This is a genomic window from Streptomyces sp. NPDC001568, assembly GCF_042893755.1.
Classification (GTDB): Bacteria; Actinomycetota; Actinomycetes; order Streptomycetales; family Streptomycetaceae; genus Streptomyces.
This window is the reverse complement of record NZ_JBIAVF010000002.1, coordinates 390,157-408,935: the sequence shown is the minus strand read 5'-3', so window position 1 is coordinate 408,935 and position 18,779 is coordinate 390,157. Positions and strand designations below refer to the sequence as shown.

The window sequence follows — 18,779 nt, the reverse complement described above, 5'->3', positions numbered from 1 at the left end:
GCGGGGCGAGGGGTCAGGGAAGGCTCCAGTGGCCGACGTCGTCGGCGAGCCCGGCGTCGAGTGCGAACTGCACCGCGGCCGGGCGGGCGTCCGACGGCAGACGGAAGGTGACGAAGCCGTCGGCCGAGTCGCCGGGGGCGAGGGTCAGGGAGGCGGGGAACGACCTGCCCGCCGTGGTCGACTCGTTGGTCCCGGTGAACCGGTGGCCGTCGGCGTCGAGCAGGTGGGTGGCGGGCGCGGGGGAGTCCTCGTAGGCAACCGTGCCGGTGTTCTCCAGGCGCAGCGCGACCGACACCAGCCGCTCGGCCCCGCCGTCGGCGTTCGTGCCGGCTGCCGAGGGCGCCGCCGGGTCGACGACCCGGGTCAGGGTGACGTCGAGGCGCGCGCCCGGCCGGTTTCCGTCGAGGGGGACCGTCTCGCCCGAGCCGCCGCCGGGACCGGCGGCCACCAGGAGGAGCGGGAAGAGAGCGCCGAGGACGAGGAGGAGCAGAGCGCGGGGGTGGAGGCGGGGGCTGCGGTGGTGCACGGCGGGGACCTCACTCCCTCCCCCCCTCACGCCTCCCCTTTCCTCCCACGATCCTCCGCGCCCGTTCCTCCTGCCACCAGCGCCGGTCGCGCGGCAGACCGTAGCCTGGACGGATGCAGGTACTCGAATCGGACGATCCGCGGGCGATCGCCGTCACGGCCGCCATCCGCACCGGAGACCTCCCCGCACTGCGACGGCTGCTGGACGCCGACCCCGGGCTCGCGACCATCCGTATCGTCCGGCGCGGCGCGGCCGCGGGGGAGCGCGGGCTGTTGCACATCGCGACCGACTGGCCCGGCCACCACCCGCGCACGGCCGAGGTCATCCGTGCCCTCGTGGCAGCCGGCGCGGACCCGACGGCGAGGTTCGTGGGCGCCCACGAGGAGACCCCGCTGCACTGGGCCGCGAGCAACGACGACGTTCCCGCCCTCGACGCCCTCGTCGAGGCCGGCGCCGACATCGAGGCCCGGGGCGGCGTCATCGGTGGCGGCACCCCGCTCGCCGACGCCCGCGCCTTCGGACAGTGGAGGGCCGCCCACCGGCTGCTGGCGCACGGAGCCCGCGCCGACCTCCACGACGCCGCGACCCTGGGGCTGCTCGACCGCGTAACCGCCCTGCTCGCCGCCTCGCCCGCGCCCCCGGACGACATCACGAGTGCCTTCTGGGGGGCCTGCCAAGGCGGCCACCTGTCCACGGCCCAGTACCTGTTGTCCCGAGGCGCGGACATCAACTGGATCGGCTACGACGACCTGACCCCCCTCGATGTGGCGCTGACCAGCGCGGACGCCTCGCTCGGCGACTGGCTTCGTGCGCGGGGCGCTGTCACCCGAGCCGAAATTTCATCCGGTTGACCCCCTGAAACATGTGGATCTTCGGGCGGCGTCGTGTCATGGTTGGTCTCGCCGAAGGGGTGTAGCTCAGCTGGCCAGAGCAACGGTCTCCAAAACCGTAGGTCGCAGGTTCGACTCCTGCCGCCCCTGCCACATGTGAACGACGCGGTAGCAGAGCGCAAACGACGAACGCCCGGGCGGGATCACCTTCCGCCCGGGCGTTCGTCGTTTGCTGTCCGCCCGGTCCGTGCCTTCCTGCTTTCGTGTCTTTGTGTCTGCCGGGTGTGCCTGTCGGGCCCTTCGCGGCGGGTGAATGCGCAGGCCCCGGGTCGCAGGCCCCGATAGCCTGGCCGCTCACCGAACCGGGGGATCACGATGAGCGACACGACCGCGCTGGGCGACCGCATGAAGCGGTACGAGGCCGCACACAGGACGGTCCTGCCGCGCTCGACCTACACGATCCTCCGCCTCGACGGCCGGGCCTTCCACACCTACCTGCGGGACGCCGACAAACCGTTCGACATGGCGTTCGTGCAGGACATGGGCGCCGTCACCGAAGCGCTCTGCGCGGAGGCGGCGGGCGCGGCAATCGCCTACACGCAGTCCGACGAGATCAGCCTGCTCCTCACCGACTTCGCCACGCCCGCGACCGAGCCCTGGTTCGGCGGGGTGGTGGCCAAGCAACTGTCCGTTTCGGCGTCCCTGGCCACGGCCGTCCTCAACGAGCGGCGCCCGGGCCGTCGGGCGCTGTTCGACGCGCGCGTGTTCACCATGACGGATCCGGTGGAGGTGGCGAACTACTTCCTGTGGCGCCAGCGGGACGCCGTCCGCAACAGTGTCGCCATGGCGGCGCAGGCCCACTTCCCGCACAAGCGCCTCCACCGGGTGTCCACCGGCGAGCTGAAGGGACTCCTGCGCTCGGAGAAGGGCGTGCACTGGAACGACTATCCCGACGCCTGCAAACGCGGGCAGGTCGCGACCAGGCTCACCGGCGAACGGTCGGTCGAGTACGTCGACAAGCGCACCCGGGAGACCGTGCGGACCACTGCCGTCCGCTCGTGGTGGGAGGTGTCCGGAGCGCCACAGTTCACGGTTGAGCCCACGGGGTGGCTGGCCGGGATGATTCCCGACCTGCCGGCCCTGTCCGTGACGGGCCGTTAGAGCGGTGGGGCCCGCCGCCGCCGGGTGCGGTGACGGGCACCGGCGGGCCACCGCACTTCGTGGGGTGGCCCGCCGGGTTACCGAGGGGACGACGTCTGCTGGGTCACCTCGTCACGGATGAGGTAACGGTGCTGCTCGTAGACGAGACGGGCGTCGTCGCTGGGGAGCGGATCGCTCCGCAGGCCGCAGGCGCAGGTCACGGTGGTGAGGCCGGACAGGGGCTGATGTGCCTGACCGAGGCTCTCCGGGTGACTGTCGCCCTGGTGGTTCTCTAGGCGGAGACGATGACGGGAGGCAGGGGGCTTGCTCATGCACCCATCATCGCTGCTGGGACGCCCGGGTACCGGCTGCGGCTCGGTCGTGCACACCGAGCGGCGGCACCGTCCCCCTTCCAGGGCAGGGCCGGAGATCCGAAAACTGCCGCTCAGCCGGTTGGCCGCTCAGCCGGTTGGCCACCCGGTCACTCGGCTGCTCGGGCGCTCAGCTGTTTCGCTGCTCGGGCGCTCAGCCGCCGTACGGGCGGGTGATGATTTCCATCCCGTGCCCGGAGGGGTCCGGGAAGTAGACCCCGCGGCCGCCGTCGTTGTGGTTGATCTCGCCCGGCTGCTTGCCGTGCGGATCGGCGAAGTACGCGATCCCCGCAGCTTGGATCTTCTCGAACGCGACGTCGAACTCTTCCTCCGAGATCAGGAACGCGTAGTGCTGCGTCACGATGGATTCGGCCGGGATGGTCGCGAAGTCCAGGGTGACCCCGTTCTCGGTGGTCACCATGATGAACGGGCCCCATTCGGCGCCGACTTCGAGACCGAGGATGTGGGCCAGGAAGGTGGCCGACTCCCGGTTGTCACGGGAGTGAACGATCGTGTGATTGAGCTGAACAGACATGGGTGAATGCCTCCGAAAGGCATGTCACGGACACCTCCATGCCTCACCCGGTCGGTGACCGACACGCGATGCCGTCGGACACGACCCTAAACAGCACCCGCGGGTGAAGTCCAGCGGGGTACGGGTCCGTCGACCCCCGCTCCGGCAGGTGCCCACACAGCGCGACCAAGCCCGCATGGTGAAAAGATCGGCCCCGAGGGCGGAGCGAAGCCTAGGCTGCCCTCCGTACTGATGACCGCCAAATGCCTCTGGGGGAGCGCAAGATGACATCGGGAACTCAGCACGACGGGCCACATGCGCCGGCCACCGTCCGGCAGCTGTGGCAACTGCTCGAACCGATGCACGCCCTCATCTACTTCGCTCCGGAGTCCTATGAGGAGGCGGGGGGCCTGGGCTACGACACCGGAGACCGGTGGCCCCTCTACTTCGCCTTCCGTGCCGCGCCCCTCGGCGCGGTCGCACCCCCGCTGGTCACCTCCCTCTTCTACAGCTTCGCCCCGTCCATGGTGGAGCGGTACGTGAGTCAGGCATGGCGCACCGCCCCGCCGGAGCAGGTCCTCGCTGCCCGGGCGACAGCCATCGACCGGGCTTCGCGGTCCGTACTCGGAGACCGGATCGACTCCCCGGACCTGGCGGAGGCCGCACGGATCGCCCGGCGAGCCGCAGAGGCCGCCCGGACCGCGGGCCGGCCGCTGGCAGCCGCCAACGCCGCCCTGCCCTGGCCGCAGACCCCGCACGGTGTGCTCTGGCACGCGGCGACGATCCTCCGCGAGCACCGGGGAGACGGCCACCTCGTCGCCCTCCAGGCCCACCACCTCGACGCGGTCGAGGCGCTGGTGCTCCAGGCCGGTGTCGGGGCCGCCCCGGTGGAGGCCTTCGAGGGCCGGGGCTGGTCCGCCCAGGAGTGGAGTGCGGCCCGGGACCGGCTCGCCGCGCGAGGGCTGCTGGCCGAGGAGGGCTCGGCCACCGAGGGGGGTCTCGCCCTGCGCACCGCCGTCGAGCGGCTCACCGAGGACCTCGCCTCCGCCCCGTGGTCCGGGCTCACGGCACGGGAGACGGCACGACTCGCGGAACTGCTCCTGCCTCCCGTACTCGACGTCGTCGGAACCGGTCTGCTGCCCGCCCAGGGCACCCTCGGCATCGGCATGAAGTACGACTACGCGAACTGACCCCTCCCTCCCCGCACGGCTGCGCCCCTCCCCTCCCCTTCCTGACCTGCGTTCACAGGGCCTCGTCAACCCAGCCGGACCACCACCTGCTGGGTTGATCCGGCCGATCCGGTGAGGCTCCCGAATTCGATCCGCAGCTGCTTTCCCGCGACCGCCGAGACCACGCTCGGCGGCCGGGACAGCACAGTGGCGACCGGTCGGTGCCACACCAGCGTCAGTGCGCCCAGGGCCCGGGCCGGGTCCGCGACGCACAGGGAGGCGGTGCCGTCGCCCCTCACCCGCACCATGACCGAACAGGGACCGCTCGCTTCCAAGGGTCCGACGGCGCCCGCCTGCCAGAAGTTGACGCCGGTGAAGCCGAGCGGAGCAACGGACACCCCTTGGCCCGCGGCGGAGTTGGCGAGCAGGGTCAACCAGGCCGACTCGGCGGCCCGTGCCGCCGTCCGGGCCGTGTCCGCCCCGGGGAGCAGCTGGTAGAGGTACCCGGCGTCGACCGGGTCCCTGCCGTGGTCGTACCAGAGGGTGGCGTAGCGCCGGGTCAGGGCGGTGGCCGCCCCGCCCCGGTTGATGTCGCTCCACCGGCCGGTGCGTTCCTCCCGCAGCGCCTTGAAGGATCCCGGCCCGTGCAGGACGTACCCGCCGAAGCCCGCCAGATGGGCCCAGCCCGGGGCGGTGAAGGTGGCCGACCAGCCGGACCGGGCCGGCTGGACGATGCCACCGATGGTCAGGGCATGGGTGCCCGCCGCTCCCAGGTTGCGGTTGTCGACGACCGACTCCACGGGAACACCGTCGGAGGCACGGATGCCCGCCCCCAGGCAGACGACCGTGTCCGTGAGGAAGAACCAGGACTTGCGGGCTTCGAGCGTGCTTCCCAGGCCCCGCAGGTGCTGCCCCACAGCTGCGAACTCCCCGTCGGTGCTCCCGCCCACCCAGGCGGCATCCGGCCGGGAGGCGCCCCAGTCGCCGCCCGCCCCGTCGGCGAGGACCTTGCGGGCCACCGTCGTGCCCGGTAGCCGGTACGGATCGACCGTGGGCCAGAAGGCGTCGGAATACTGGCCGTTGCCGTAGGTGGAGCCCCACCAGGACAGCATTCCGCTTCCGGTGTGCCAGCCGCGCAGGTGCTCACCGTTGCCCGTTTCGTAATGGGCGATCCTCCGGGACGCCATGGACAGGGAGGCGGCCCACCCCGGCCGCCGATGGGTGGCCCGGTCCATGGAGGCGAAGAGCCGATGCCCGACCGGCTCGGGCGCGGGCGCCACCGTGGGGTCGGTCCGGAGATCGGCGAGCCGGGCGAGGGCGGACAGCCCGAGCGTCCTGTCCGCCAGGGGGTGGCTGTAATAGGAGCGAGCCGTCCACCCCTTCACCAAGCCCCGCCACCGGATCCGCTCGGTGGCGCTCGCCCCCTCGGCGAGCAGCAGGATTCCGGCCAGCACGGCGTGCCCCCGCGTGTGGTCGTCCTGCTGGACCTGGCGGGCGTCCGAGACGAGCAGCCCCCGGCTGACGGCCCGCCCCGACACGGAGTCCATGACCAGCCCGTTGAAGAGGAAGGGCGCCCAGGCCCGCTCCACGGCATCCAGGACGGTCTGCGCCCCCGGATCCGTGATCCGCCAGGGAGTGTCCTTCAGGAGCGCGAACAGCATGCCCAGCCCACCGAGGAACACCGCACCGTACGTCCCCGTGTAGGGCACCCACGTGTGCTGGACGAAGGAGCCGTCCCGGTACAGCCCGTCGCCCGTGGTCACGTACGGGAAGACGGGGGAGAGAGCATCGCGGGCCAGGGCGGTCTTCGCGTCGTCCTGTCCGACCACCCCGCGCAGGGCCAGCACCCGGCACAGGTCCACTCGGTTCGCGCCCGTACTGGTACCGCTGTACGAGGCGACGGCGGAGTCCGGCACGAAATGGTCGACGGCCGCGCAGAAGCGGCCCAGGCGGGCCGCACCCAACTCCTCGTACAGCAGGACGCACAGGTCGAGCAGGGCCTGGGGGGCGCCGATCTGCCAGCAGTACCAGTTGCCGTACCGCACTTGGCCCGCGTGGTAGACCTCCGTGTGCAGATGGTCCAATCCGGACAGCAGGGACGCCAGCAGCCCGCCGTCCCCGGTGAGACCGGTTCCGGGACGCAGGTAGCCCTCCGCCATCGTCCGCAGCCGGTAGTAGCTCTGCATCATCTTCTCGGGGTCCGTGGCATACCCGAGATCCGGCCAGAGCGATCCGGGTGACGGGGCCATGGCGGTGGCCCATCCGCCCGCCTGCTCGCCGAGCTCGGCGAGCCGTGAACGGAACGGCTCCTCCGTGGCGGGGAACCCGCCGCCCAGGACGAGGCCGCGCCAGGCCGTACGCATCGCCTCGTGGACCTCGCCCGCGGGCCCGGCATCCGCCCGCCCCGCGGGCCCTGCGAACACCAGCGCACCCCCGCCCGCCGCAGAGAGGAAGGAACGCCTGCTCCACACCCTTTTCACCGCAACCTCCTGATCCGGTCCGTACCGTTCCCCGGCGTCACCGCGCACGCTGCTCCCCGACCTACTCGACGTGTCGCCGGTAGCGGTCGACCACCTCCCGAAGCACCTCGGAGCCGTCCCGCGCCCACAGACCCGGATGGAAGATCTCCACCTCCACCTGCCCCCGGTAGCCCGCCGCGTCGGCCAGCTCCCTGAAGGCCCTCAGGTCGACGCAGCCGTCACCCAATTGCCCCCGGCCGAGCAACACTCCCGCGGGGAGCGGAGTCACCCAGTCGGCCACCTGCACCGACACGATCCGCCCGCCCGCACCGGCGCGCCGCAGATCACCGGGCAGCCTCTCGTCCCACCACAGGTGGTAGGAGTCCGCGACGACCCCGACCCGCTCGGCGGGGAACTGCTCGGCGATGTCGAGGGCCTGGCCCAGGGTGGAGACCACACAGCGGTCCGCCGCGAACATCGGATGCAGCGGCTCGATCCCGAGCCGTACACCGAACCCGCTGGCCCAGGGCACCAGATCGCCGAGCACGTCGACGATGCGATGCCGCGCGCCCACCAGGTCTCGGTCGCCTGCCGGCAGACCACCCGAGACCAGGACCAGGACATCGGCCCCCAGCTCGGCCGCCTCCTCCACCGCCCGCCGGTTGTCCTGGAGCGCCGCCGCCCGGCCCGCCGGGTCGACGGCGGTGAAGAAGCCGCCCCGGCACAGCGAGGTGACGCGCAGCCCCGCCCCCGTGACGAGCTTCGCCGTCTCCCGCAGGCCGAACTCGCGTACCGGCTCACGCCACAACCCCACCGCGCCCACTCCTGCCGCCGTGCACCCGGCGACCAGATCGGGCAGCGACCACTGGCGGATCGTCTCCTGGTTGAGGCTGAGGCGGGCCGGAGCCGTCGCGCCGTTCACGAGGACACCCCGTACACCTGGAGGAGCCCGCGCATCCGGGCCTCGGCGAGCCCGGGGTCGGGGAACAGGCCGAGCCGGTCGGCCAGTTCGTAGGCGGTCGCCAGGTGGGGGAGGGAGCGGGCCGCGTGGAGCCCGGCCACCATCGTGAAGTGGTCCTGATGTCCTGCCAGCCAGGCCAGCAGTACCACCCCCGTCTTGTAGTAGCGGGTGGGCCGCGCGAACAGGTGCCGGGCCAGTGCGACCGTCGGGTCCAGCAGTTCGCGGAAGCGCACCGAGTCCCCTTCGTCGAGGGCGATCGCGGCCCTGGCGGCGATGGGAGCGAGGGGATCGAAGATTCCCAGCAGCGCGTCGCTGGCCAACCGCCCGTCGCCGGCGATGAGTTCCGGATAGTGGTAGTCGTCGCCGGTGTAGCAGCGGACCCCGGCCGGCAGGCGCCGTCTGATCTCCACTTCCCGTTCCGCGTCCAGCAGGGAGACCTTGACGCCGTCGACCTTCTCCGGACACTCGTGGACGATCTTCAGGAAGACCTCCACGGCCGCGTCCAGGTCCTCGTGCCCCCAGTAACCCGCCAGCTCGGGATCGAACATCGGCCCCAACCAGTGCAACACGACCGGGTGGGCGCTCTGCCGGAGGAGCTCGCCGTACACCTCCATGTAGTCCTCGGGGCCGCGGGCCGTCGCGACCAGCGCCCGCGACGCCATCAGGACGGCCCGGGCGCCGCAGGCCTCGGTGTGGGCGAGTTGTTCCTCGTAGGCACCGGTGATCGCGGCCGGCGAGTGCGGTTTCCCCGGAGGGAGCTGGTCCGTGCCCACTCCGCAGACGATCCGCCCTCCCACGGACCGGGCCTCGTCCGCCGAGCGGCGGATCAGTTCGGCCGCCACCGGCCAGTCGAGGCCCATTCCGCGCTGGGCTGTGTCCATGGCCTCCGCGACCCCGAGTCCCTGCTCCCACACCCGGCGCCGGAAGGCGAGCGTGCCTTCCCAGTCGACCACCGCCCGGCTGTCCACCGACGCGGCGAGCGGGTCGGCCACCACGTGGACCGCGGCGTGGAACACGCGGGTGCGGGCAGGTGCGGCGGCCAAGGGCGGTAGCGGCGCGGTGTTGGGCCGGTGCAGCCGCAACCCACCGTCCGCGGACGGGAGCCGGATGCCCTTCACAGGGTCACCTCGGGCACCGTGAGCCGCCGGCCCTCGGTCGAGGACCGTAGTCCCAGCTGGGCCAATTGCACCCCGCGGGCCCCCGCGAGCAGGTCCCACCGCCAGGGCTCGTCCCGCACGACATGACGCAGGAAGAGCTCCCACTGCGCCTTGAAGCCGTTGTCCGGTGGGCTGTTGTCCGGTACCTCCTGCCACTGGGCGCGAAAGGGTTCGGCCTGTGGCAGATCCGGATTCCACACCGGTTTGGGTGTCGCCGCGCGGTGCTGGATCCGGCAGCCGCGCAGACCCGCGACGGCCGATCCGTGCGTGCCGTCGACCTGGAACTCCACCAGTTCGTCACGGTGCACCCGCACCGCCCAGGAAGAGTTGATCTGGGCGACGGCGCCACCTTCCAACTCGAAGATGCCGTAGGCGGCGTCCTCCGCGGTCGCCTCGTACGGCTTGCCCCCCTCGTCCCAACGGCGACCGATATGGGTCCGGGTCAGGGCCTGCACCGTACGCACCGGACCGAAGAGCTCGTGCAGCAGATACTCCCAGTGCGGGAACATGTCGGCCACGATCCCCCCGCCGTCCTGCGCGCGGTAGTTCCACGACGGGCGCTGCGCGGACTGCCAGTCCCCCTCGAACACCCAGTAGCCGAACTCCCCCCGCACGGAGAGGATCTCACCGAAGAAGCCGCCCTCGATCAAACGCTTCAGCTTCAGCAGGCCCGGCAGGAAGAGCTTGTCCTGCACCACGCCGTGCTTGATCCCGGCTGCCTCGGCGAGCCGGGCCAGCTCCAGCGACGACTCGAAGGTGAGTGCCGACGGCTTCTCGCAGTAGACGTGCTTCCCGGCGGCGATGGCCCGGCGGACCGCCGGCTCGCGGGCGCCGGTCACCTGGGCGTCGAAGTAGATCTCCACCGTGGGATCCGCCAGGACGGACTCCAGATCGGTGCTGATGTCCTCCAGACCGTGGCGCTCGGCAATGGCCCGCAGCGCCGACTCCCGGCGACCGACGAGGACGGGTTGCGGCCAGATCACCGATCCGTCACCGAGGTCGAGTCCGCCCTGCTCGCGCAGCGCGAGCAGGGACCGGACCAGATGCTGGCAGTATCCCATCCGCCCGGTCACACCATTCATCGCGATCTTGATCGTCCTGCGCTTCACGGGTCCCTCCATCTGCTCGGCCGCTGTTCGCATCGACAGCGACATCACTGTAGAAAGCGCTTTCTCTCCGATCAGGCTAGGACGCGCGTGGGGCGCCTGACAACCCTCGTTCGAGTGATAGAAAGCGCTTGCTGAATCCGCCATCATGGAGATCCACACCGGATGAGAAGATGACCGGGGGCAGCCCACGAGGGCAGAAGGAGAGGTGCGGCATGGCGGTCACCCTTGCCGAGGTCGCGGCGCACGCAGGCGTGTCGCCGGCCACGGTCTCGCGCGTACTGAACGGCGGCTATCCGGTCGCGGGCGGCACCCGAACCAGAGTGGAGCAGGCCGTCGAGGACCTGGGCTACATCGCCAACGGTCCCGCCCGGGCACTGGCAGCGGCCACCTCGGACCTCATCGGCGTGCTCGTGCACGACGTCGCCGACACCTTCTTCGGGGTCCTGGCCGGTTCCCTCCAACGGGCCCTGGATCCGGCCGGCCGCGCGGAGCCACGCCGACTGGCCGTCATCTGCAACACGGAGGGCGCCCCCGCCGCCGAAATCGCCTACCTCACCCTGTTGGAAGGGCAGCGGGCCGGGGGCGTCGTTCTCACCGGCGGAGCAGTCGAGGATCCGGACCACACCGCTGCCCTCGCCGCCCGAGTCTCGCGGATAGCGGCCGCCGGGGCGCCCGTGGTTCTCTGCGGCCGTCCACCGCTGCCCGTTGACGCGGGGCTGCCCGTGGCCACCGTCGTCTTCGACGACCGGGGAGGAGCCTTCCGACTCGCCGAGCACCTGTTGGCCCTCGGCCACCGGCGCATTGCCTATGTGGCCGGTCCGCCCGGGCTGAGCACCTCCCGCGAGCGCCTCGCCGGACACCGGGACGCACTGGCGCGCCACGACCCGGCCCTGCCCGATGCCTGCGGCAGGATCACCGTACACGCGGGATTCGAGCGGTCTGCCGGCTATGACGCGGCTCAGGAGTTGCTCCGGCGCGCCGAGCCCTTCACCGCCGTCGCAGCCGCCAATGACGCCGTCGCCACGGGTGTCGTCGCCGCGCTGCGCGAAGCGGGGCTGCGCATTCCCGAGGACGTCTCCGTCGCCGGTTTCGACGATCTGCCGTTCTGCGCGGACACCGCACCCGCACTCACCACGGTCCGTGTGCCGCTGCGCGAGGCCGGGGTGCTGGCCGCGAACCTGGTGACCGGCCGCAGATCCCCACCCCCGGGCGGTATCACCACCCTGCCCACCGAGCTCATGGTGCGGGGCTCCACCGCCCCGCCGCCCGAGGGGAGCAGGCCGTGAAGTACGCCTTCTCAACGCTGGGGCTGCCCGGAACCCCCCTCGTGCGGAGTGCGGCACTGGCGGCCGAGCACCGGTACGACGGCCTCGAAGTACGAGCCCATCCCGAGGAGCCGTTGCACACGGGGAGCCCGCGCGGTGACCGGGCCGCGGGGCTGCGGGCAGTGACCGCGGCGGGTGTGAGGGTCCTCGGGGTCGCCGGCTACGCCCGGGTGGCGGCGGCCGGCGAGGACGAGCCGGTCCTCGCCGAGATCGGGGCCCTCGTACAGCTGGCTGTCGATCTTGAGGCCCCGTACGTCCGTGTCTTTCCCGGTGGGGAGGGTCTGCCGACGGACCGCGCCGATGCCAATGCCGTGCGCCGGCTCCGCGAGGCGGCCCCCTTCGCCGACCGGCACGGGGTGCGGATCCTGCTGGAGACCCACGATTCCCATCGCAGCTCGGAGGCCACGGCCCGGGTACTGCACGAGGTGGGGCATCCCGCCGCGGGCGCCTTGTGGGACGTACTGCACACCTGGCTCGACGGAGAGCCTGCGCCACAGTCACGAAGACAGTTGGGCGAACACCTGGGCTATGTCCAGGTCAAGGACGTGGCCTCCGCGCAGGACCTCACCCCGCTCGGTCTCGGCGCCGGAGTCCTGCCCCTGGCCGAGGCGGTGGCCGTAGCACCGCCCGAGGGCTGGCTGTGCTGGGAGTACGAGAGACGCTGGTACCCCGACGCGGCCGACCTCGCGGACCGACTCGGACAAGGGCGGCAGTACCTGGAGCACCTGGTGGCTCAGGGCGATCGAGCCGAGTAGGGAGGCGGCAAGAGGTCCCTGCCGGAGGGAAGCCGAGGCCGGCGCACGTACCGCTCCGGTTCCTCGACGCCGGTCGCGCCGGCCGATCGAGCTCACCGCCGGCTGCGTGAGGGGTGAGGGGTGAGGGGTGAGGGAAAACCATGAAGCAGCCGAACAGGGCCACGATCTTGGGAGGAGATGCTTCGGGGCGGATCGACCATGGGCGTCGTCCTCGGCTGTTGGCGCGGTACGAGAACCTCCCGGCAGGAGCCACGACGTGGCCGCATGCGAGGTGCGAGGGGCCCAGGGATGAGCCGCGCGCGCGTGCGGTGCCGGCGGCCCGACCCTGCCGAGCGGCTCGTAGGCGCGGATGGCCATCGCCCCGGGGAACGGAGGCTGGTGAAACCGCTGCCGGCGGTCCACGGACTATGGACGCTCCACGGTCTCACCGCCGCCGAACGGGACACCGTGCTGTAGGCAGTAACCGCACGGCCGCCTTCGACGGCGGTGGGGAAGCGCTTCGGCGAAGGCGGCCGTCCCGTCCTGCGCGAGCGGGCAGGACAGGTGCAGCGATCGTTTTGATCGGGTCGTGGGCACGGCCCGGGCCGTCTCTTGCGGATCTCGCCGGTCGGCCCGCGTCGGCCGGGGTCGTCGATCCGAAGGTGCAGGGAGCGCCCATGTACTCGTGTACTGGGGTACTCCGGCGTCCCGATACTGGGGTACTCCGGTGTCCCGACAACGCGCGGCGGCGCGGTATCGGGGGGCAGGGACGATCAGGAAGGGACGGCCTACGTGCGGATGTTCAGGCGGGGGAGGAGTTCCACGTGTTGGCGGGGGCTTTCGTTCGCGCCGGCCGTGAGTCGTTCCAGGAGTAGGGTCGCGGCCCTTGCTCCGACCTCGTGTTTGGCCGGGGCCACCGCCGACAGCGGTACGTCCGCCAATCCGGCCACCTCGTCGTCGTAGGTGATCACGGCCAGGTCCTGCGGCACCCGGACGCCGCGGGCCTGGAGGCGCGGGATCAGCATGATGGCGTCGGTGTCGCTGTGGATCAGGGCTGCGGTCACCCCGCCCGAGGTCACCGCGTCGCACAGGTAGTCCAGGGTGCGGGCGAAGCGGTCGGCCACCGACAGCCCGCCGTCGCCCTCGGATCCGGACCCCGCCGCGCCGGGCCCCGCCGCCCCGCGCCCGACCGCCGCGGGCCACGGCGGGGGCGGCTGCAGGCCGAGGGCGCTCACGGCCGCCTCGAACCCGGAGCGCAGGCGTGCCGTCGTCGGGGTTTCCTGACTGGCGAGGGCGATCCGCCGGTGCCCCTGGCCCACCAGGTGCTGGACGGCCTGCGCGGCCCCGTGGGCGTGGTCGGACATCACCCGGTCCAGCGCCGCCGCGGGGTGTCCCGGCGGGGCGCCGCGTTCGACGAGTACGGTCGGTACGCCGAGCTCCGCCGTCCAGGCGCCCTCGCCCGGAGCGGCCGATCCGGCGTCCCAGTTCGGGGTCAGGAGCAGTCCGTCCGCCCCGGTGGACAGCAGTCGGTCGGCCTGGGTGCGGTCCTCGCCCGGCAGGTAGCGCGTCAGCCCGACGGTGAGGCGTGCCCCCCGTGCCTCGACGACCTCGCGGGCACCTCGTACGACCTCGGCGTAGTAGTACTCCGTGGTGGGGACGACCATCCCGATCACCAGGCCCGCTCCGGGACCCGTCCGTGCCCGGCCGGACACGGCGCCGGCCGGTTCGGGGGAGACCGGCCGTATGCCCTCGACCCGGCTGATCACCCCGTGCATCCGTTGGATCTCGCCCCGGGCCGCCATCGCCTCGATGTCCCGGCGCAGGGTGACCGGTGAAACGCCGAGCTCTTGGGCCAGGTCGGCCACCCGGACGCTGCCGCGGGCCCGTACGAGCGCGAGCACCTGCGCCTGGCGCTGGTCCACATGTGGTCTCACGAGGTCCCCCTGGGGTGCGGCGGATCCGGGCCGTGCCGGCCGGCAGCTCTGCGGGCGGGCTCCGTGCGCCGTCCGCCGGTCATCATAGGCAATCGAATCGATCGATTCGATTGATTGCGTTCAACCCGTCATTGACTGCGCGGACGAGGCGTTCATATATTCGGCAGCAGCCCCGCACCTCACGGCATTTCGACCTTTCCCGGGAGTCAGCGCATGCTCACGCACGACCAGGACGGATTCCGCCGGGCAGGCCACCCCCACCGCGTCGTCTCGGGTGCCCTGCACTACTTCCGGGTCCATCCCGACCTGTGGGAGGACCGGCTGCGACGGCTGCGGGCCATGGGGGCCAACACCGTGGACACGTACGTCCCCTGGAACTTCCACGAGACCGGCCCGGGCAAGGCCGACTTCACCGGCCCGCGCGACGTCGGCCGGTTCCTGCGCATCGCACAGGACCTCGGGCTCGACGCCATCGTCCGACCCGGACCCTACATCTGCGCCGAATGGGACTTCGGAGGTCTGCCGGCCCGCCTCCTCGCCGTCGACGGGCTGCGCCTGCGCTGCTCCGACCCCCGCTTCCAGGCCGAGGTGGACAGCTGGTTCGACCTCCTCGTCCCCGAGCTGCTGCCCCACCTCGCGAGCCGCGGGGGGCCGGTGGTCGCCGTGCAGATCGAGAACGAGTACGGCTCGTACGGCAACGACGCGCGCTACCGCGCCCACATCGACCGCGCCCTGACGGAACGCGGCGTCGACTGCCTGCTGTTCACCGCGGACGGCCCCGAGGACGCCATGCTCCAGGGCGGCACCGTCCCCGGCCGGCTCGCGACCGCCACCTTCGGCGCCCGGCCCGCGGAACGCTTCGACGTCCTGCGGCGCTACCAGCGCACCGGCCCGTTGACCGCCATGGAGTTCTGGATCGGCTGGTTCGACCACTGGGGCGACGGCCATCACGTCCGCGACGCCCGGGAGGCCGCCGAATCCCTCGACGAACTCCTCGCCACCGGTGCCTCCGTCAACCTCTACATGGCGCACGGCGGAACCAACTTCGGCTTCTGGGCGGGCGCCAACCACACCGGGTCACGGCCCGGGGACCCCGGCTTCCAGCCCACCGTCACGAGCTACGACTACGACGCCCCGATCGGCGAGGCCGGCGAACTCGGCCCCAAGTTCCACGCCTTCCGCGAGGTCATCGGCAAGTACGTTCCGCTCCCCGACGGCCCGCTGCCCGCCCCGCCGCCCCGCATGGCCCCGGCCCGCGCGACCCCGGCCGGCACGGCCCCGCTGCTCGGCGCGCTCGGGCTCCTCGGAGGCGAACCCGTGCTGCGGCCCGCGCCCGAGTCCATGGAGAAGCTCGGCCAGGACCACGGCCTGATCCACTATCGGACCACCCTCACCGGCCCGCGCCCCGCCATGCCCATCAGGATCGACGGGCTCGGGGACCACGCGTACCTCTTCGCCGACGGCCGACCCCTGGGCGCCCTGGACCGCAACGCCCCCGACGAGGGCCTCGACCTGCCGGTCGGCGAGGACGGCGTCGTGCTCGACATCCTCGTACGGGCCCTGGGCCGGGTGAACTACGGGCCGCTGCTCGACGACCGCAAGGGCATCTGGCGCGGCGTGCGGCACGGGCACCAGCACCTGTTCGAGTGGGAGATCACCCCGCTGCCGCTCACCGACCTGACCGGCCTCGACTGGTCCATGCCCGCCGACACCCGGACCGATCCGGAGACCCGGACCGATCCGGACACCCGGACCGACCCGGCCGCCCCGACGGACCCCGCCGCGCCCGCCGCGGCGGAGGAGCCCACCTTCCACCGCTTCTCCCACACCCCTGACGGATCCCCGGCGGACGCCTTCATCGACCTCTGCGGATGGGGAACCGGCTTGGTCTGGCTGAACGGATTCCTCCTCGGCCACTACGACACCCCGCGCGGCCCGCAGCGCACCCTGTACGCGCCCGGCCCCCTGTGGCGCGGCGCCGGGAACGAGATCGTGGTCCTGGAAATGGAACGCCCCGGCGCCGAACTCCGGCTGAGCGACCGGCCCGAGCTGGGCCGTCCCACCTCCATCACCCCGCAGTGAGAGAAGATCGGTACGTGAAGCGCACGAGCACCCGCCTCGCCGACGGCCGCGAGATCTTCTACTACGACACGGACAGGGGCCCGGCCGCGGGCCCCGCCCCCGTCCGCACCGTTCCCGACCCCCGCCCCCTCGGAGCCGCCCCCGCCCCCACCTCCGAGGTGCGCCGCGACCCGCTCCTCGGGGACGCCGTCGTCATCGCCTCCCACCGTCAGGGCCGCACCCACCTCCCGCCCGCCGACGACTGCCCGCTGTGCCCCTCCACCGCCGCACACGCGAGCGAGGTCCCGGCCGCGGACTACGAGGTGGCCGTCTTCGAGAACCGCTTCCCCTCCCTCGCCGGGGACACCGGACGCTGCGAGGTCATCTGCTTCACCCCCGACCACCTCACCTCCTTCGCCGAACTCGACGAGTCCCGCGCCGCACTGGTCCTCGCCGCCTGGACCGACCGCACCGCCGAACTCGCCGCGCGCGCGGGCGTCCGGCAGGTCTACTGCTTCGAGAACCGCGGCGCCGAGATCGGCGTCACCCTCGCCCACCCCCACGGCCAGATCTACGCCTTCCCGTTCGTCACCCCGCGCACCACCCGCATGCTCGCCACCGTCGCCGAGCACCGCGCCCGCACCGGCGGCAACCTCTTCGAGGAGGTCCTCGCGGCCGAGCGCGCCGAGGGCACCCGCGTCGTCCTCGAAGGGGAGCACTGGACCGCCTTCGTCCCGTACGCCGCCCGCTGGCCGTACGAGGTCCACCTCCACCCCCACGACCGGGTGCCCGACCTGCCGGCCCTCGGCGACGCGGCCCGCGCCGAACTCCCCGGGCTCTACCTGGAACTGCTGCGCCGCTTCGACCGGCTGTTCGCGGTGCCCGGCCCGACCCCCTACATCTCCGCCTGGCACCAGGCCCCGATCGGCGAGGGGCGCGAGGACTTCGCGCTCCACCTGGAGCTGTTCACCGTCCGGCGCACCGCGGACAAGCTGAAGTACCTCGCGGGAACCGAGTCCGGAATGGAGGCCTACATGAACGACGTCCGACCCGAGGACGCGGCCGCCCGGCTGCGGGAGGTGGCGAGCCCGTGAACCGCGCCGCGCAGGAGTTCCAGGACCTGTACGGGAGAACGCCCGAGGGGGTGTGGGCCGCGCCCGGCCGGGTCAACCTGATCGGCGAACACACCGACTACAACGACGGCTTCGCGCTGCCCTTCGCGCTCCCGCAGCGTACGGAGGTGGCCGCCGCCCGCCGCACCGACCGCAGGCTCGGGCTGCACTCCGCCGACGTGCCCTCCGGCGTGGTCACCCTGGACCTCACCGACCTGGCCCCCGGCCGCACCCCCGGCGGCCCGGGCGGCTGGACGGCGTACCCGGCCGGGGTGGTGTGGGCGCTGCTGGAGGCGGGCCTTCCGATCGGCGGGGCCGACCTGCACGTGCGGTCCGAGGTGCCCACCGGGGCGGGATTGTCCTCCTCCGCGGCCCTGGAAGTGGCCACCGCCCTGGCCCTCACCGAGTTGTACGGGATCCCGCTGCGCGGCCCGGAGCTGGCGGCCCTGGCCCGTCGCGCCGAGAACGCGTACGTCGGCGTGCCCTGCGGGGTCATGGACCAGACGGCCTCGGCCTGCGCCTGCGAGGGGCACGCCCTGCTGCTCGACACCCGCAGCCTCGAACGACGTCACATCCCCTTCGACTGCGCGGCGTCCGGGCTGCGGCTCCTCGTCATCGACACCCGGGTCAAGCACGACCTCGCCGACGGGGCCTACGCGCAGCGCCGTACCTCCTGCCACCGGGCCGCCGCCGCCCTGGGACTGCCCGCGCTGCGCGACCTGTCGTACGCGGACCTGTCGCAGGCGCTGTCCCGACTCGCCGACCCGATCGGGCGCCGCCGCGTCCGGCACGTCGTCACCGAGAACGAACGCGTCCTGCGCGTCGAGGCGGAGCTGCGCGCCGGACGGCTGCGCGCCGTCGGGCCGTTGCTCACCGAGGGGCACGCCTCGCTGCGCGACGACTACGAGGTGTCCTGCCCCGAACTCGACCTCGCGGTGGCCACCGCCAACGCGGCCGGCGCGTACGGGGCCCGGATGACGGGCGGCGGCTTCGGGGGCTCGGCCCTCGCCCTGATCGACGCGGAGGCCGAGGCGGAGGTGACCCGCGCCGTCGTCGGCGCTTTCGCGGCCGCCGGGTTCGCCGCTCCGCACGTGAGCCGGGCCGTGCCCGCCGCCGGCGCGGGACGGATCCTGTAGGCGAGGGCGAAGCGGAGGACGACCCCGACCTCACCGCGGACCTCGCCGGCGCGGCGGCCGACCGGGATGCCGACCTCGCGGTCTGCTCGATGGACGAGGCCTCGACCCTCGGCGAACGCCTCGCCGACCTGTTCCGACGGCCCCCGATCGAACCGCTCCCACGGGCCGACGCCCGTCGGGCGCGCGACACGGAGCGTTCACACGACCCCGTACCGCCGCCCCACCGGCGGGCCTAGAGTGA

At 72.6% G+C, this 18,779-nt stretch carries 16 protein-coding genes and 1 tRNA gene; 9 read left to right on the top strand and 8 right to left on the bottom strand.

Annotated features, from left to right (window positions below):
- Window positions 1–13: 13 nt before the first annotated feature.
- On the bottom strand, window positions 14–526 hold the full coding sequence (locus ACFY0I_RS04950) for a DUF4352 domain-containing protein (RefSeq protein ID WP_388890228.1): 513 nt from the start codon (window positions 524–526) through the stop codon (window positions 14–16).
- A gap of 113 nt (window positions 527–639) precedes the next feature.
- Here ACFY0I_RS04950 and ACFY0I_RS04945 point away from each other — a divergent pair, with 113 nt between their 5' ends.
- From ACFY0I_RS04945 to ACFY0I_RS04935, 3 genes are all read left to right on the top strand, one after another.
- Entirely contained in the window at window positions 640–1,377 is a 738-nt protein-coding gene (locus ACFY0I_RS04945; RefSeq protein WP_388890226.1) for an ankyrin repeat domain-containing protein, read from the top strand.
- 55 nt (window positions 1,378–1,432) lie between these two features.
- Window positions 1,433–1,509 (top strand) — tRNA-Trp (locus ACFY0I_RS04940).
- A gap of 222 nt (window positions 1,510–1,731) precedes the next feature.
- Window positions 1,732–2,517: a tRNA(His) guanylyltransferase Thg1 family protein gene (locus ACFY0I_RS04935; protein WP_388890224.1), complete on the top strand. Its 786-nt coding sequence runs from the start codon at window positions 1,732–1,734 to the stop codon at window positions 2,515–2,517.
- Window positions 2,518–2,594: 77 nt separating this feature from the next.
- On the opposite strand, the gene ACFY0I_RS04930 is transcribed toward ACFY0I_RS04935, so the two are convergent.
- Together ACFY0I_RS04930 and ACFY0I_RS04925 are read right to left on the bottom strand one after the other, a co-directional pair.
- Window positions 2,595–2,828, bottom strand: coding sequence for a hypothetical protein (locus ACFY0I_RS04930; RefSeq protein ID WP_388890221.1), 234 nt, complete (start codon window positions 2,826–2,828; stop codon window positions 2,595–2,597).
- A gap of 193 nt (window positions 2,829–3,021) precedes the next feature.
- The gene (locus ACFY0I_RS04925) at window positions 3,022–3,402 is read right to left on the bottom strand and encodes a VOC family protein (RefSeq protein WP_388890219.1); all 381 of its coding nucleotides are present in this window, start codon (window positions 3,400–3,402) and stop codon (window positions 3,022–3,024) included.
- Between the two features lie 263 nt (window positions 3,403–3,665).
- Between ACFY0I_RS04925 and ACFY0I_RS04920 the strand changes: the two genes are divergently transcribed.
- Window positions 3,666–4,571, top strand: a complete 906-nt coding sequence (locus ACFY0I_RS04920; RefSeq protein WP_388890216.1) for a hypothetical protein — start codon at window positions 3,666–3,668, stop codon at window positions 4,569–4,571.
- 65 nt (window positions 4,572–4,636) lie between these two features.
- Here the strand turns inward: ACFY0I_RS04920 and ACFY0I_RS04915 are convergent, their stop codons facing one another.
- The 4 genes from ACFY0I_RS04915 to ACFY0I_RS04900 form a co-directional block, all read right to left on the bottom strand.
- Complete coding sequence (locus ACFY0I_RS04915) at window positions 4,637–7,030, bottom strand: polysaccharide lyase 8 family protein (RefSeq protein WP_388890214.1); 2,394 nt, start codon at window positions 7,028–7,030, stop codon at window positions 4,637–4,639.
- A 61-nt stretch (window positions 7,031–7,091) separates the two neighbouring features.
- A complete protein-coding gene (locus tag ACFY0I_RS04910; RefSeq protein WP_388890212.1) occupies window positions 7,092–7,931 on the bottom strand; it encodes a sugar phosphate isomerase/epimerase family protein in 840 nt (279 codons plus the stop codon).
- Window positions 7,928–9,088, bottom strand: a complete 1,161-nt coding sequence (locus ACFY0I_RS04905; RefSeq protein WP_388890209.1) for a dihydrodipicolinate synthase family protein — start codon at window positions 9,086–9,088, stop codon at window positions 7,928–7,930. Before ACFY0I_RS04905 ends, ACFY0I_RS04910 begins: the two co-directional genes overlap by 4 nt.
- On the bottom strand, window positions 9,085–10,248 hold the full coding sequence (locus ACFY0I_RS04900; RefSeq protein ID WP_388890679.1) for a Gfo/Idh/MocA family protein: 1,164 nt from the start codon (window positions 10,246–10,248) through the stop codon (window positions 9,085–9,087). Before ACFY0I_RS04900 ends, ACFY0I_RS04905 begins: the two co-directional genes overlap by 4 nt.
- A gap of 200 nt (window positions 10,249–10,448) precedes the next feature.
- Here ACFY0I_RS04900 and ACFY0I_RS04895 point away from each other — a divergent pair, with 200 nt between their 5' ends.
- Window positions 10,449–11,522, top strand: coding sequence for a LacI family DNA-binding transcriptional regulator (locus tag ACFY0I_RS04895; protein ID WP_388890206.1), 1,074 nt, complete (start codon window positions 10,449–10,451; stop codon window positions 11,520–11,522).
- Window positions 11,519–12,316, top strand: a complete 798-nt coding sequence (locus ACFY0I_RS04890; protein ID WP_388890203.1) for a sugar phosphate isomerase/epimerase family protein — start codon at window positions 11,519–11,521, stop codon at window positions 12,314–12,316. Before ACFY0I_RS04895 ends, ACFY0I_RS04890 begins: the two co-directional genes overlap by 4 nt.
- A gap of 767 nt (window positions 12,317–13,083) precedes the next feature.
- Here ACFY0I_RS04890 and ACFY0I_RS04885 read toward each other — a convergent pair.
- Window positions 13,084–14,229 (bottom strand): substrate-binding domain-containing protein, encoded by a 1,146-nt coding sequence (locus tag ACFY0I_RS04885; RefSeq protein ID WP_388890200.1) that lies wholly within the window; start codon window positions 14,227–14,229, stop codon window positions 13,084–13,086.
- A 213-nt stretch (window positions 14,230–14,442) separates the two neighbouring features.
- Between ACFY0I_RS04885 and ACFY0I_RS04880 the strand changes: the two genes are divergently transcribed.
- From ACFY0I_RS04880 to galK, 3 genes are read left to right on the top strand one after another with little or no spacing between them, the layout of a single operon-like run.
- The gene (locus ACFY0I_RS04880; protein ID WP_388890197.1) at window positions 14,443–16,311 is read left to right on the top strand and encodes a beta-galactosidase family protein; all 1,869 of its coding nucleotides are present in this window, start codon (window positions 14,443–14,445) and stop codon (window positions 16,309–16,311) included.
- A 14-nt stretch (window positions 16,312–16,325) separates the two neighbouring features.
- Window positions 16,326–17,384, top strand: coding sequence for a galactose-1-phosphate uridylyltransferase (galT, locus tag ACFY0I_RS04875; protein WP_388890194.1), 1,059 nt, complete (start codon window positions 16,326–16,328; stop codon window positions 17,382–17,384).
- Window positions 17,381–18,538, top strand: coding sequence for a galactokinase (gene galK, locus ACFY0I_RS04870; protein WP_388890192.1), 1,158 nt, complete (start codon window positions 17,381–17,383; stop codon window positions 18,536–18,538). The genes galT and galK overlap by 4 nt, the downstream gene beginning before the upstream one ends.
- Window positions 18,539–18,779 lie beyond the last annotated feature (241 nt).